We start from the raw sequence: 14,534 nt of genomic DNA, 5'->3' as shown, positions 1-14,534 counted from the left end.
GGGGCGGGGTGCCAACACGGCTGGGGCCCAAACGGATTGCGTACCGTGCGTCCTGGGGGCCCAAACGGATTGCGCGTCGTGCATTTGCGCACATCCGCGCATTGTTCGGGCGCCGTCCGTCACACGTCGGCAAAGTTCGCGTGCAAGAATGCTGGCGTCGGGACGTCTCCGGCACCGTGACGGCAATGCGAGGGGAGAGGCGCATGCAGTTCTCTAAGAGGCTCGACCTGTTTGGCAGCGAGGTCTTCGCCACGCTCAACGCGCGTCGTCGCGCCCTTGAGGCGGAGGGCCGGGAGGTCTTCGACCTCTCCGTGGGGACGCCCGACTTCAGGCCGCCCCAGCACGTGGTCGACGCCCTCGTGAGGAGCGCCCAAGACCCGGACAGCTGGAAGTACAGTCTGCACGACAAGCCCGAGCTGACGCGGGCCGTCTGCGACTACTACCGCGACCGCTTCGGCGTGGCGGGCATCGAGCCCGACATGGTGATGAGCTGTCGCGGCACCCAGGAGGGCATGGGCCACGTCTGCGCCGCGCTCGCCGACCCTGGCGACCTGGCGCTCATCCCCGACCCCTGCTACCCCGTCTTCCAGGCGGGCACGCTCCTGGCCGGGGCCGAGCCCTGGTACTACCCGCTTACGGCCGAGCACGACTTTCTGCCCCACGTGGCGGACATCCCCGACGAGGTCGCCGACCGTGCCAAGTACATGGTGGTCTCGCTCCCCGCCAACCCCGTCGGCTCGGTGGGCACGCCCGAGGTCTACCGCGAGGTCATCGACTTCGCCCGCGCCCATGACATCGTCGTGATCCATGACAACGCCTACTCCGACATCGTCTTCGACGGCCCGGCGGGCGGCTGCTTCCTGCAGTACGAGGGCGCGCTCGACGTGGGCGTGGAGTTCCTCTCGCTCTCGAAGTCCTTCAACGTCACCGGGGCACGCCTGAGCTTCCTGGTGGGACGGCCCGACGTCGTGGCGGCGGCGCGCAAGCTCCGCAGCCAGGTCGACTTCGGCATGTTCTTCCCCGAGCAGGACGCGGCGATTGCCGCCCTCAGGGGACCCCGTGACCAGGTGGAGGAACAGCGCCTGCTTTACCAGCAGCGCAGGGACGCGCTCTGCGACGGTCTCGAGGCCATAGGCTGGGAGCGTCCCAACGCGCACGGCACGATGTTCGTCTGGGCGCGCCTGCCCCACGGCCGCGGCGACTCCGTGGCCTTCACCCTGGAGCTCATGGAGCGCTCCGGCGTCATCGTCTGCCCGGGCGCGAGCTTCGGCCCGGCGGGGGAGGGCTACGTGCGCTTCGCGCTGGTCATGCCCCCCGAGCGCATACGCCGGGCGGTTGGAGCCATCGCCTCCTCGGGGCTCTAGGCAGGGGAGAGGGGCTGGCGGCGCGCTTTGGTGCCCCTCTCCGTCATGTGTGCATAAAAGGCGGAAAATTGCTCATATCGTGTCGTTCGCCGAGCGGTCTGGGCCGTTCGTGGCTTGCCTCCTACAATTTTTTGGCCGACTAACATACATGACCGGTCGGCCAAAGACGCTAGGAGCAACGCAAGATGCCACTTTGGAACACACCCGGCAGGGTCAAGGCTGCCTTCTTCGACGCAGATGGCACCCTGCTCTCGTTCAAGACCCACCAGGTTCCCGACTCCGCGCAGATCGCCCTCTCGGAGCTCCGGAAGGCCGGCGTGAAGTGCTTCCTCGCCACGGGCCGTCCCCCCTACCAGGTGGACGAGATCCCCATCGACAACCTGGAGGCCTTCATCCTCCTCAACGGCCAGATGATCGTCACTCGCGATGACGTCCTGCATGCCGAGGCCTTGGACCCCGCCGACGTCGCGACGGTGGTGCAGCAGGTCAGGGACGGCCTCTACGAATGCCTCTTCATGGAGCGCGGCCGCTGCTACGTGAGCGGGCACGATGACAAGGTGCGCGCCGTGGAGGAGGCCGCCGGGCTCAGCTTCGAGGAGGGGGACATCGAGCAGGCCCTCCACAATGAGATCTTCCAGCTCAACATCTTCCTGGCACCCGGCCAGACCGACGTGGTGACCAACGCCACCAGCAACATGCGCCTCACCCGCTGGTCGCCGCACTTCGTGGACGCCTTCCCCCGCCACGGCGGCAAGGCGCGCGCGGTGCGCCGCCTGCTCGACGAGTACGGCATCGCTCCCGACGAGGCGATCTGCTTCGGCGACGGCGGCAACGACCTCGAGATGTTTGGCGTGGTGGGCACCTCGATCGCCATGGGCAACGCCAACGACGATGTTCGCGAGCAGGCCGACTATGTCACCGACGACGTGGACGAGGGCGGCATCTACAATGCCTGCTTCAGGCTGGGACTCGTGACCGAGGCGTAAGGGCACGACCCTGCTCCCGCCTGGGCTGGGGGACGGCGGCCAGACCGCCGACGTCCTGGTCCAAGGCCTATAGCTCGAGACACGCTGCGCCACTGGCATCGAGCCGGTGGCGCAGCTCCTCCATGATGGGGATCCCCGCCGAGCAGCCGATCCTGCGGGCACCGGCTGCCACCAGCGCGAGGAAGGAGTCGGCGTCGCGGATGCCACCCGCCGCCTTGACCTTGACCCTCTCGCCCACGTTGGCCACCATCAGTCGCACGTCCTCCACGGTGGCGCCGCCGCTGCCGAAGCCGGTCGAGGTCTTCACGAAGTCGGGCCCCACCTCTCGCGCGATTTGGCAGAGCGCGAGTTTCTCCTCCAGGCCCAGGTAGCAGTTCTCGAAGATGACCTTGCAGAGGACGCCCGCCTCGTGGCAGGTGGTGACCATCTGCCGCATCTCGTCGGCGACGTAGTCCCACCTGCCCTCTTTGACCTGGGTGAGGTTGACCACGTAGTCTATCTCGCTCGTCCCGGAGGCCAGGGCGTCCTTGGTCTCGAAGACCTTCGCCGCGACGGAGACCTGGCCCAGGGGGAACCCGATCGCCGCTCCTACCCGCACGTCGGTGCCCGCGAGGGCTGAGGCGCAGAGGGCGGACTGCACGGGGTTCACGGCGACCATGGCGAAGTGGTACCTCCTCGCCTCGTCGCAGAGGCGCAGGATGTCCGCTTCGCGGGCGTCTGCGTGGAGGTTGGTGTGGTCCACGAGGCGGCAGAGCTCGTCCAGGGTGTAGCGTGTCATGCGTCTCTCCCTTGTTTCGTCTTGCCGCGCCCGCGGGTGCGGCCCACTTCCACGAGTATGCTCGCAGCAGGGCCAAGGCGAGAGGGGAAGAGATGCGAGCGGACGAGTTCGAGGGGCTGCTGAGGCAGGCGAGGAGCATCCGGAGGTTCGACGGGTCGAGGCCCGTGGGCAGGGAGGGGCTCCTGGGGCTGGTTGCCGCGGCGCGGCTGGCTCCCACCGCAAACAACTCCCAGACGCTGCGCTTCCGCCTGGTGTTCGAGCCGGAGGAGGTCGCGGCGACCTTTGCGACCCATCGCTGGGCGGCCGCCATCAAGGACTGGGACGGTCCTGAGCCGGGCGAGAGGCCCACGGCATACCTCGCCGTCTGTGCGCCGTCAGAGATGGCGGAGCTCCCCATCCGCAACGTCGACGCAGGCATAGCCGCCGAGGCGATCGCGCTCGCCGCGAGCGCCCGCGGCCTGGGAGCCTGCATGATAAAGAGCTATGGTCCCGAGCTCGACCAGGTCCTGGGCCTGGGAGAGAGGGGCCTGGCGTGCCTGCTGCTCGTCGCGGTGGGCTGGCCTGCCGAGGAGGTGCGCCTCGAGGATGCCGATGGGGTCGGCGGACTTGCCTATTGGCATGACGAGGAACGAGTCAACCACGTGCCCAAGCTCTCCGTGGAGGAGCTCTTGGCCTAGGGGTGACCACCGTCGCCGGCGCGTAGCCAAAGGGGTGGGGGCGACCGCTCGCGTGGCCGTCCCCGCCTGCGCCTTGCTTGGTGGCCCGCTCCTAGCCTTCTGCGGCTTCGTTCTCCACCGCCGCGTCCCTTAGGTCGATGACCTGGTCAAATGTGAGGCCCGAGCCTTCGACCTGCTCCTGGGGGCCAAAGACGCAGAGGCTGCGCCTCTCCTCAAGCCCATCCAGGCACGTTGCCATGGAGCGCAGGGTCTCCTGCGTGGTTCCCAGGACCTGCCCGCGCAGCTCCGCGCGCCAGCCCTCGGGGCGGCCCGAGAGGTCCAGGCCGTCCTGCCTGCGGGCGAGCTGGCGGGGCTTCACCGGGTTGTCGTGTGCGGCGACGCAGGACACGACGTAGCCTTCGAGCTCGGTCCGGCTGGCGTCCCAGGAGCGCAGCCAGTCGGCGCTGCCCTCGTAGCGGGCGATGCTGGGGGTGACGGCGGGGTCGCGGTAGGACCAGAACTGCGGGAGCCCGCTGGTGGTGCGGCGGAAGCCGACGCCGTAGGCGCCACCCTTCACGCGCACCTCGTTCCAGAGGTAGTCGAAGCTCAGCGCGCGCGAGGCGACGGCCCAGTTGCCGGGGCCGAAGGCGTCGGCAGCCGAGCGGGCGGCCCCCTCTCCCACGTAGCTCACGTTGGAGGCGATGAGGAAGGCCTCGTCCTGGGCCTTGGGCGCGGGGAGCTCGAGCCTGTGTGCCGCCGCGTCCCCTGCGGGGGAGAGACCCAGGCTGCCGCCCGCCGCCCAGAACGCGTCCAGGTCCGCGCGAGGTCCGGTGAAGCTCACCAGCACCTCGTCGGAGCTGAAGACGCGCCGCGCGACGTCTGCGAGCCGCGCGCAGAGCTCGTCCTTGCGCTCGTCCCAGCTGGCGAGGAGCTCCCTCAGGAAGAGGTAGAGGCCCACGCCACCCAGCGCGTCAGCCGCCGTGGCGGAGCGCGAGTAGTGGGTGGAGAGACGCGCCATCGCGGCGGCGTGCCCGTTGTTCTGGAAGTACTGGGAGAGCGCGATGCGCCTCTGCTGGAGGATGGCCAGGATGCGCTCCTGGTCGTCGAAGAGGGTGGAGCCCCACACCTCGGCGGGGATGGTCGCGGCGTCGGCGACGCGCTCCGAGAGCGAGCTCACCCCCACGACCAGGTAGGGCCTGGCCTCGTCGAGGCTGCCCTGCCACGCGTAGGAGTCGCAGAAGAAGTCCAGGCTGCCCAGCCGGCCCTCCACCAGCGTGTCGAGCTCGGCGGCACTGTGCTCGCGGGTGCCCAGGCGCCCCAGGAGCTCGGCCAGGACGCTCGCGTAGGGAAGTTCGTCCGCCGTCAGGCGGCGCAGGTCGAAGTAGTGGTAGACGTAGTCGATCCGATGCGTGGGGATGCCGTGCCAGACGCAGGGGAGAGGTGCCTCGACGCGCTCCTCGCGTGGCTCGGCGGGGGCCTCGGCGATGTCCGCGACGCCCAGGCGCGGGAGGCGCGCCACGTCGGCCGGGTCGTCCGGCGCCTCCTGCTCGCGCCTCAGGGCCTCGAGCTCGGACGCGACTGCGGCATAGGCCTCGTCATCCATGCCCGCGCGCAGCTCCGCAAGCCGTGCCGCCTCGTCGGCCGCGGCACCGTCCTCCACGGGCACGAGCTCCACCTCGGCGTTGTGCGCGCTGTGGCAGACCAGCTCGTCCAGGAGCCGCTCGAAGTAGCCGTCGGCGAGCCCCTCTCGCATGGAGTCTATGCAGTCCTGGAAGCGCAGGTAGTCCACCGGGCGTCCGTCGTCGTAGAGCCAGCTCGACATCGCCTGCATGGAGAGGGCCACTCCGTCGGCGTAGTAGCCCCAGTCGCCCTCGCGCAGGTTGAACTCCGCCTGGGCGAGCGACGCCTCGAGGCGCTCCCTGCCGATGCCGTCCCGCACGAGCCTGGCGCAGGTCCCCTCCACGAGCTCGCGGAGCGCCGGCCCGGAGTCGGGCCTGGTTCCCTTGGCGTGGAAGGCGACCTGAGGCTGGAGCTCTCCGTCCACCAGGATGCCCTGGAACTCGTCCGCGAGCCCGCTCTGGAGCACCGCGCGCTTGAGCGGCGCCTCGTTGGAGCCACAGAGGGCGTCGAGCAGGACGTCCGCCGCGAGCACGCGCTCGCGCTGGCCTGCCGTGCCGATGACGTACGAGAGGCCCACGGCGGCGTTGCCGGGGGCGGTGGCCATGCGCGCCTTGGCCAGGGCGGGGCGCACGGGCTCCTGCGGCTCGAGCGGGTTGGGGGCGCCGGCGTGGCGGTCCTCGGCGCCGTCGAAGCGCTCGGCGATGAAGGCCAGCTCGCGCTCGATGTCCAGGTCGCCGTAGAGCACGGTGTAGCTGTTGGGCAGGGTGTAGTGGCGGGCGTGGGAGTCCAGGAACTCCTCGTAGCTCAGGTCGGGGATGGAGGAGGGGTCGCCGCCGGAGTCGAAGCGGTAGGCGTTGGTGGGGAAGAGCTGGCGGTCGAGGGCCTGGAAGAGGACGTCGTCGGGGTCCGAGGTGGCACCCCTCATCTCGTTGTAGACGACGCCGTTGTAGGCGAGGCCGTCGTCCTCCGTGGGCTCGAGGTGCCAGCCCTCCTGCTCGAAGATGCGCCTGCGCCTCCAGATGGAGGGGTGCAGGACGGCGTCGAGGTAGACGCCCATGAGGTTCTCGAGGTCGGCCACGTTGGTGGAGGCCACCGGGTACATGGTCTTGTCGGGGAAGGTGATGGCGTTGAGGAAGGTCTGCATGGAGCTCTTGATCAGGTTGACGAAGGGCTCCTTGACGGGGTAGCGGTCGCTGCCGCAGAGCACGGAGTGCTCGAGGATGTGGAAGACGCCCGTGTCGTCCTTGGGTGGGGTCTTGAAGGCGATGGAGAAGGACTTGTTGTCGTCCGGGACGGCGAGCCACATCAGGCGCGCGCCGCTCGCGTCGTGGCGCATGACGTAGGCGGTGCCCCCCAGCTCCTCCAGGGGCTCGACCGAACGGACGGTGAACCCGGCGTGCCACGTGCCGGGCGCGAGGCTGGGGTCGGGCGTGGTGAAGGAAACTCCGCTCTTGCTTGCTGGCATCTTCTCTCCCTCGTTGCCGCGGTCTCGGCCGCGGGCGTCTGTGGACCGCATAGACTTCCGATGTGCTTAACTTACCCCGCCCGCCGCGTTGTAAGCTCAGCAGGCAAAAGCTTGGGACGATTCTGCGCGCCACATGGCGTGCGACGGAGGTCTGCGGTGGGGAAAGAGGCAAAGGGGAGCGTGACGGCCGTCGACGGGGGAGCCGCCGCGGACGGCGCCTGCGGGCGAGAGGGCCTCGCGTCCGGTGCCGCACGGGCATCCGTCGGTGCCGTGGGGGCGGGCGTTCGAAGCCGTGCCGGCGCTGCCGACGAGGATGCGAGGCGCAAGGTCAGAGGGACGCTCCTCACCCTGGCGGGCGGCACGCTCTGGGGGCTCAACGGCACGCTCTCGAAGCTCCTCATGGGCAGCTACGCCGTGGACCCGCTCTGGATGGTCTGCGTGAGGGAGCTTACCGCCTGCTGGCTCTTCCTGGCCATGGCGGGCCTGGGCTCGCCCGGGCGCCTGGGAGGGCTCCTGCGCGACCGTCGCTCGCTGCGCGGCGTGGTGGGCGTGGCCTTCGGCTCCATCCTGCTCTCACAGGTCGCCTACCTCGAGGCCATCGACTGGACCAACTCCGCCACCGCGACGGTGCTCCAGAGCCTGAACGTCGTCATCGTCATGCTGGTGGTGTGCGTGCACGGGCGCAGGAGGCCTCGCAGGAGGGAGCTCGCGGGAGTGGTGCTTGCCTTCGGGGGCACCTATCTGGTCGCCACGGGGGGCAACCCAGCCACGCTCTCGCTGCCGCCGGAGGGCCTCGCCTGGGGCCTCGCCTGTGCCGTCGCCGCGACGATCCTGGACATCCAGCCGCTCGAGCTCATCCGCCGCTGGGGGAACTTCGCCGTGAACGGCATCGCATTCCTCGTGTCTGGCGTGGCCCTCTCGCTGGCGTACCGACCCTGGGAGCACATGCCCTCCCTCGACGGCGTGGGCTGGCTCATGGTCGCCGCCTCGGTGGTGCTGGGGACCTTTGGCGCCTATGCCCTCTACCTGCAGGGAATGAAGGAGGTGGGCTCCGTTCGCGGCTCGATGCTGGGCACGGTCGAACCCGTGGTTGCCACGCTGAGCTCGGTGCTCTGGCTCGGGGTGGTGTTCGGGCCGGCTGAGCTCACCGGCTTCGCCATGATCATCGCCATGGTCTTCCTTACGGCGTAGGGGGAGGGGATTCTCTCCTGGAAGAGGTGGGGGGCGGTCCGTCTCCGCCGGTGGCATGGCATGCAGAACTCGCCCGAGACGGCGACTTTCTGCCAACTCGGGCGAGTCCTGAACGATTCCGTGTCGGGACCCTTGCGACCGGCCGAGCCTCCTGCCGGCCTACTTGATGACCAGCGTGTCGCAGCTGGCGCTCCTGGTGAGGAAGGTCGAGATCGAGCCCAGGAGGGCGTACTTAATCGACGAGAGCCCGCGTGCGCCGCAGATGATGAGGTCGGGATGGATGACGTCGATCATCTCTTCCTTCAGGGTCTCGCGGATGCGTCCGGCGCGCACGATGACCTCGACGCGCTTGATCTGGCCCTCCGCCTCGGCCTCGGCCACCTGGTCGGCGATGGACGCGCGGAAGTCCTCCTCCAGCGTGGCCACGAGCCCCGTGGGGAAACTCCCCGCCGCCTCGAGCGCCGTGGCGTCGATGACGTGGCCTATGTAGAGCTCGGCGTTGTTGTTTGCCGCGACGATGATCGCCCGTCGCAGCACCTCCCCCTGCTGCTCGGTTCCGTCCAGGGTGACGAGGATCTTGTCGTAGCCCAGGTCCTGGTAGCTTGCCATGGGAACACCTCCAGAGGACGAATGGCACGTTTCCTGGAGTGTACCCGCGGGCGCGGATGGCACCCGCGGCCACGCTGCCGTCGGCCCCTCTGGTGGCGTGGGCGGCGTCCCGGCCTCTGTAGGCGAGAGGGACGCGCCCCTAGGACAGCAGCCCCTCCGACATGGGGTCCGTGCGGCCCTCGTCCGAGGCGGGCCCCTCGCCTCGCGAGGTCACGCGCGCGAAGAGCCGCTCGAAGATGACCTCCATCACGTAGTAGAAGGCCAGGCGGCTGTTGAGGTCCATGTCGTCGTAGGTGATCTGGCGGTCGACCGCATAGAGGGCGTGGTCGGCCAGGGAAGCCAGGCGGTTCTTCGAGAGGCCCGTGAGCGTCACGACCCTCACGCCGCGCGCCTTGGCTATGAGCGTCGAGTCGATCGAGACGCCGGTCTCGCCGCTCACGCTGACGGCGAAGAGCAGGTCGTTGCTGCCCAGGAGCTTGGCGGTGTGGGTCATAACGTGACGCTCCCTGAGCACCTCCGCATGCTTTCCCAGGATCTTGAGCTTGCTGCAGAGGTCCTCGCAGGGCAGGACCGAGAGGCCCGAGGCGAAGAAGACGACCTGGTCGGCGGACTCGATGGCATCGACGACCTCCTCCACGAGGCGGTCGTTCAGGAGCTCGCGAGTGCGGACGATGGACTCGTCCAGGCTGGTCCGCTCGATGGTGAAGTTGCGCTCCTCGAGCGAGACGAGATATGAGGACTTCATCTCGTTGAAGCCGGAGAAGCCCAGCTTGTGAGCAAGCCGGGTGATCGCGTTGGGCGCCACGTAGAAGTGCCCCGCGAGCTCCTTGGCGCTGAGCTGCCGCACGCGGTCCTTGGAGGCGACCACGTAGCGCAGGATGTCGGTCTCCATGCGATTGAGCTTGAGCGAGTTCTCCCTCACCGCGTCGTAGAACCTCATGTCGTCTCCCGTCGACGAGCGCGCTCGTGTATTCCTACACACGATTGTGTACGTATACCAGATGCGTGGCGCGCGTCCAAACGTCGTGGTCAAGGGCGCTTCCGGCAGATGCCTCCTGTACAACGTTGCCGACGGGAAGGACGGTCGCCAAATCCCGGGAGGCGACGGCCCGGCCCCTTGGAAGAGAAGGCGCAACTGAGCACAGAGAGGCCAGTGATCCTCATGAAGGACAAGCTCAACATCGTCATCGTCGGCGGCGGCTCCACCTGGTGCCCCGGCATCCTCAAGTCCCTTACCAAGCACCAGGACATCTTCCCGCTCAGGCGCGTTGTCATGTTCGACACCGACGCCGAGCGCCAGGCCGTGATCGGCGACTTCGGCAAGATCCTCTTCCGCGAGGAGGCCCCCGGCGTCGAGTTCGACTACACGACCGACAAGGACGTCGCCTACGAGGACGTCGACTTCGTGCTCTGCCAGATTCGCACCGGCGGCTACGACATGCGCTCCAAGGACGAGAAGATCCCCCTGTCCATGGGCCTGATCGGCCAAGAGACCGTCGGCGCGGGTGGCATGGCCTACGGCATCCGCTCCATGAGCGACATGATCCAGATCGTCGAGGACGTGCGTGCCCGCAGCCCCAAGGCGTGGATCATCAACTACACCAACCCCGCGGCCCTCGTCGCCTACGGCCTGGCACGCGTCTTCCCGGACGAGAGGCGCATCCTCAACATCTGCGACCAGCCCGTCAACCTGCTGCGCTCCTATGGCAGGCTCCTGGGCAAGGACCCCAGCAACTGGGAGCCTACCTACTTCGGCCTCAACCACTTCGGATGGTTCACGCACCTCTATGACGAGTCCGGCCACGACCTGGTGCCCGACATCAAGGAGCACACCAAGAAGTTTGGCTTCAAGCCCGTCGACGCCGAGCAGCGCGACCAGTCCTGGCTCGACACCTACGCCATGGTGGCTGACATGCTCGACGACTTCCCCGAGTACCTGCCCAACACCTACCTGCAGTACTACCTGTACCCCAAGTACAAGGTCGCGCACCTCGACCCCAACTACACCCGCAGCGACGAGGTCATAAACGGGCGAGAGAAGCGCGTCTTCGAGGAGTGCCGCCGCGTGGCGAAGGTGGGCACCGCCCAGGGCTCGTCGGTCGTCCAGAACGACGCCCACGGCGACATGATCGTCGAGGTCTCCTCCGCGATCTACCGCAACACCCGCAAGACCTTCATCGTCATGGTGCGCAACGACGGCATCATCAAGGACTTCCCTGACGACGCCCAGGTCGAGGTCGCCGCGAGCGTGGGCGTCAACGGCCCCGTGCCGTACGCGGTGGGCAAGATCGACACCTTCTACCACGGTCTCATGGTGAACCAGTACTCCTACGAGCGCCTGGCCATCGAGGCCTACCTCGAGCACTCCTACGGCAAGGCGCTTCAGGCGCTCACCCTCAACAGGCTCGTCAACGACGGCAAGGAGGCCCGCAAGGTCCTCGACAAGCTCGTCGAGGCCAACGAGGGCTACTGGCCCGAGCTCCACTAGGGGCCTTGGGCAACGGCGGGGCGCGTCGTCAGGGTCGCGTCCCGCACCATCAGGGGAGCTGCGAGCGGCGACGCGCGCGACAGGGGCCCTGCCCGGGCGCGCCGCCCCCGCACAAGGAAAGGCAGTTGGCTATGAACAAGGAAGAGGCACTCGCCAAGTTCCAGCGGCTCGGCAAGGTGCTCATGACGCCGGTCCTGATCCTGCCCATCGCGGGCATCTTGGTCGGCCTGGGCAGCGCCTTCACCAGCAAGTCCCTGCTCAACGTGGCGCCTTGGCTGGGCGCTGCGGTGCCGGGCATGCTCTTCTCGCTCTGCAAGGTGGCGGGCAACGTGGTCATGGGCAACATCCCCATGCTCTTCGCCATCTGCGTGGCCTACGGCTTCGCCAAGTCCGAGAAGGCCACCGCGGCCCTCTGCGGCTTCATCGGATACATGACGATGAACGCCGTCATGGGGACCTTCCTCACCAAGCTGGGGACCATAGACCCCAAGAATCTGGCGACCGGCCAGGCGGCCATCCTTGGCACCGTCACGCTCGACACCGGCGTCATCGGCGGCCTCGTCGTGGGCGCGCTCGTGGCCTGGGTCCACAACCGCTGGTACAAGATCGAGCTCCCACCCGTGCTCTCGATCTTCAACGGCACGCGCTTCATCCCCGCCGCCACCATCGCCTTCTGCAGCCTCCTGGGCATCGTGATGTCCTTCGTGTTCCCGCCCATCCAGGCCTCGCTCGGCGCCCTCAGCGCCTTCATCCGTAGCGCGGGTGCCCTGGGCAGCTTCGTCTATGGCTCCTGCGAGAGGCTGCTGCTGCCCTTTGGCCTCCACCACTTCGTGTACCTGCCCTTCATGTTTACCAACCTGGGCGGCAGCCAGACCATCGACGGCAACGCGGTGAGCGGTGCGGTCAACATCTACAACGCGATCGTCAGCTCCAACGACAGGAGCTTCGACATCGAGGTCTCGCGCTTCGTCATGAACGGCAAGGTCGTCTTCGCCATGTTCGGCCTGCCCGGTGCCGCGCTCGCCTTCTGGCGCACCGCGCTTCCCCAGAACAGGCGCAAGGTCGGCGCCCTCATGGTGGCCTCGCTGATCCCCTGCGTCTTCATGGGAATCACCGAACCCGTCGAGTACGCCTTCCTCTTCGTCGCTCCCGTGCTCTTCGTCGTGCATGCCATCATGGCGGGCCTCGCCTACGCCCTCACCTACCTGCTCAACTTCAACGTGGCGGGGTCGACCGCCTTCGGAGGCCCGTTCCTCTCGCTCGTGTTCAACGGCATCCTGGGCAGCGCCAAGGGCTCCAACTGGTGGGTGATCCTGGTCCTCGGCCCCATCTACTTCGCCGTGTACTACCTCTCGTTCCGCTTCCTCATCCTCAAGCAGGACCTCAAGACCCCTGGCCGCGAGGACGACGGCCAGGACGTCAAGGAGGTGGCCAGCGCCGGCGCGCCGAGCTCCGAGCTCGTGGAGAGGATCGTCGAGGCCGTGGGCGGGCCCCAGAACATCGGCAACGCCGACGCCTGCTTCAGCCGACTCCGCCTCATGCTGGTCGACCCCTCCGCGGTCGAGCCTGACGAGTACTTCACCAAGGAGCTGGGCGCCCACGGCATAGTCCACGTGAGCGGTGGCGTCCAGATCGTCTATGGCAACAAGGCGTCGCTCTATGCCACGCAGATGCGCGAGATTCTGGAGATGGAGTAGGGATGGGGCTCTTCGACCTTTTTTCGGGCAGGGGCGGGGTGCGCGTCCTGAGCCCTGCGGCTGGCGAGGCGCTCCCGCTCTCGAGCTGCTCCGACCCGGTGTTCGCCCAGGGGATGATGGGTCGGGGCGTGGTGCTCCTGCCCAGCGAGGGACGGCTCTGCTCGCCCGTGGACGGTAGCGTCGAGGTGGTCTTCGACACCCTGCACGCCATCGGCATCAGGTCCGACTCGGGCCTTGACGTGATGCTCCACGTGGGCATCGACACCGTCGAGCTCAATGCGGCGCCCTTCGTGGCGCACGTCAGGGTGGGCGACCGCGTGAGGGCGGGACAGCCCCTGCTCGATGCCGACCTCGATGCCATCCGGAAGGCGGGCAAGAGCACCGAGACCGTGGTCACGGTGACGGACGCCGACGACCGGCAGGTCAGCGACTTCGCTTCCGGCAGCCTGCGCCGCGGGGACGTGCTCTTCTCCGTACGCTAGCCCTGGCCACCGCGGCAGACATGAACGGCCCCGGCATGCACGTGGTGTCGGGGCCGTTCGCGTTTCTCGTGGTGAGAGGCCGTCCCGGCGCCCGGCATGTGCCGGCGCTGTCATAGTTAGCCCGAACGCTCGGGGTCCGTCCCGGGAACCGCGTCGTAGGGAGGGCCCATGGATCTGGTCGAGTTTCTGAAGGCCGCGCTCTTCGGTCTGGTCGAGGGGGTCACGGAGTGGCTTCCCGTCTCGTCCACAGGACACATGCTGCTGCTCCAGCAGTTCGTGAGCCTCGACGTGTCCGTCGACTTCTGGAACATGTTCCTGGTCGTGATCCAGCTGGGCGCCATCCTCGCCGTCTGCGTGCTCTACTTCGGCGAGCTCAACCCCTTCTCGCGCGAGAAGGACGCCGCGCGACGCAGGGCCACCTGGTCGCTGTGGGCCAAGATCGTCGTCGCCTGCCTTCCCGCCGCGGTCATCGGCATCCCCCTCAACGACTGGATGGAGGAGCACCTGGGCGGTCCCTTCGTGATCGCCGGTGCCCTCATCGTCTATGGCATCGCCTTCATCGTCATCGAGTCCGGGCGAGAGAGGCGTGCCTCCGCGCTTGCCGCCGCGGGTGGGGCCGGGGCCGTCATGTCGGCTGCGCGCCGCGCTGGCACCGCGGAGGGTCCGCGCCACCTCGCGGCGCGTGCCGAGGGGCCGGAGACGGACGGGCCGTCTGCCCTTGCCGACGCGGGCGCCCGCGTGCGTGACATAGACTCCCTCGACTGGCCCACGGCGATCGGCATCGGCGTGTTCCAGGTGCTCTCGATGGTGCCAGGCACGTCTCGCTCCGGCTCCACCATCATCGGCGGCCTGATCCTGGGCTGCTCCCGCAAGGTCGCGGCGGAGTTCACCTTCTACCTGGCCATCCCCGTGATGTTTGGCGCGAGCGCCCTCCGACTCGTCAAGTTCTTCCTCAAGGGCAACGGATTCGCGCCCAACGAGGCCATGGTCCTCGCCGTGGGGTGCGTGGTGGCGTTCGTGGTCTCCCTCGCCGTCATCCGCTTCCTCATGGGATACATCCGAAGGCACGACTTCCGGTCCTTCGGCTGGTACCGCATCGCGCTGGGCGCGGCGGTCATCGCTTACTTCCTCCTGGCCTAGGGCCAGGGGAGGGGGCGCTCGCCCCTCTCGCCTTGCCTGCCCGTCGCGAGTCTCTGCC

The 14,534-nt window shown here is 68.1% G+C and carries 12 protein-coding genes; 8 read left to right on the top strand and 4 right to left on the bottom strand.

Annotation, left to right across the window (positions count from 1 at the left end; all coding sequences use genetic code 11):
- Positions 1-203: 203 nt before the first annotated feature.
- Both ACMPH2_RS06570 and ACMPH2_RS06565 read left to right on the top strand, forming a co-directional pair.
- A complete protein-coding gene (locus tag ACMPH2_RS06570; RefSeq protein ID WP_062530574.1) occupies positions 204-1,364 on the top strand; it encodes a pyridoxal phosphate-dependent aminotransferase in 1,161 nt (386 codons plus the stop codon).
- A gap of 185 nt (positions 1,365-1,549) precedes the next feature.
- Positions 1,550-2,350: a Cof-type HAD-IIB family hydrolase gene (locus tag ACMPH2_RS06565; RefSeq protein WP_009278706.1), complete on the top strand. Its 801-nt coding sequence runs from the start codon at positions 1,550-1,552 to the stop codon at positions 2,348-2,350.
- 67 nt (positions 2,351-2,417) lie between these two features.
- On the opposite strand, the gene deoC is transcribed toward ACMPH2_RS06565, so the two are convergent.
- Positions 2,418-3,128 carry a deoxyribose-phosphate aldolase gene (gene deoC, locus ACMPH2_RS06560; RefSeq protein WP_417118967.1) on the bottom strand — a complete coding sequence of 237 codons (711 nt, stop codon included), beginning with the start codon at positions 3,126-3,128 and terminating at the stop codon, positions 2,418-2,420.
- 92 nt (positions 3,129-3,220) lie between these two features.
- On the opposite strand from deoC, the gene ACMPH2_RS06555 reads away from it, so the two are divergent.
- A complete protein-coding gene (locus tag ACMPH2_RS06555) occupies positions 3,221-3,805 on the top strand; it encodes a nitroreductase family protein (RefSeq protein WP_009278710.1) in 585 nt (194 codons plus the stop codon).
- A gap of 91 nt (positions 3,806-3,896) precedes the next feature.
- On the opposite strand, the gene ACMPH2_RS06550 is transcribed toward ACMPH2_RS06555, so the two are convergent.
- Positions 3,897-6,869, bottom strand: coding sequence for an insulinase family protein (locus ACMPH2_RS06550; protein ID WP_417118966.1), 2,973 nt, complete (start codon positions 6,867-6,869; stop codon positions 3,897-3,899).
- A gap of 156 nt (positions 6,870-7,025) precedes the next feature.
- Here ACMPH2_RS06550 and ACMPH2_RS06545 point away from each other — a divergent pair, with 156 nt between their 5' ends.
- Positions 7,026-8,060, top strand: a complete 1,035-nt coding sequence (locus tag ACMPH2_RS06545; RefSeq protein ID WP_417118965.1) for a DMT family transporter — start codon at positions 7,026-7,028, stop codon at positions 8,058-8,060.
- A gap of 159 nt (positions 8,061-8,219) precedes the next feature.
- On the opposite strand, the gene ACMPH2_RS06540 is transcribed toward ACMPH2_RS06545, so the two are convergent.
- Positions 8,220-8,669 (bottom strand): universal stress protein, encoded by a 450-nt coding sequence (locus ACMPH2_RS06540; RefSeq protein ID WP_062530582.1) that lies wholly within the window; start codon positions 8,667-8,669, stop codon positions 8,220-8,222.
- 139 nt (positions 8,670-8,808) lie between these two features.
- A complete protein-coding gene (locus ACMPH2_RS06535) occupies positions 8,809-9,609 on the bottom strand; it encodes a MurR/RpiR family transcriptional regulator (RefSeq protein ID WP_072500117.1) in 801 nt (266 codons plus the stop codon).
- Between the two features lie 222 nt (positions 9,610-9,831).
- Here ACMPH2_RS06535 and ACMPH2_RS06530 point away from each other — a divergent pair, with 222 nt between their 5' ends.
- From ACMPH2_RS06530 to ACMPH2_RS06515, 4 genes are all read left to right on the top strand, one after another.
- A complete protein-coding gene (locus tag ACMPH2_RS06530) occupies positions 9,832-11,157 on the top strand; it encodes a 6-phospho-alpha-glucosidase (RefSeq protein WP_417119059.1) in 1,326 nt (441 codons plus the stop codon).
- Positions 11,158-11,288: 131 nt separating this feature from the next.
- A complete protein-coding gene (locus ACMPH2_RS06525) occupies positions 11,289-12,854 on the top strand; it encodes a PTS transporter subunit EIIC (RefSeq protein ID WP_072500116.1) in 1,566 nt (521 codons plus the stop codon).
- Between the two features lie 2 nt (positions 12,855-12,856).
- On the top strand, positions 12,857-13,336 hold the full coding sequence (locus ACMPH2_RS06520) for a PTS sugar transporter subunit IIA (protein WP_062530587.1): 480 nt from the start codon (positions 12,857-12,859) through the stop codon (positions 13,334-13,336).
- A gap of 168 nt (positions 13,337-13,504) precedes the next feature.
- A complete protein-coding gene (locus ACMPH2_RS06515; RefSeq protein WP_417118964.1) occupies positions 13,505-14,476 on the top strand; it encodes an undecaprenyl-diphosphate phosphatase in 972 nt (323 codons plus the stop codon).
- Positions 14,477-14,534: the final 58 nt, after the last annotated feature.

This window comes from Olsenella phocaeensis (genome assembly GCF_048189965.1).
Taxonomy (GTDB): Bacteria; Actinomycetota; Coriobacteriia; order Coriobacteriales; family Atopobiaceae; genus Olsenella_I; species Olsenella_I phocaeensis.
Note: the sequence above shows the minus strand (reverse complement) of the source record. Positions and strands in the feature narration are given on the sequence as shown.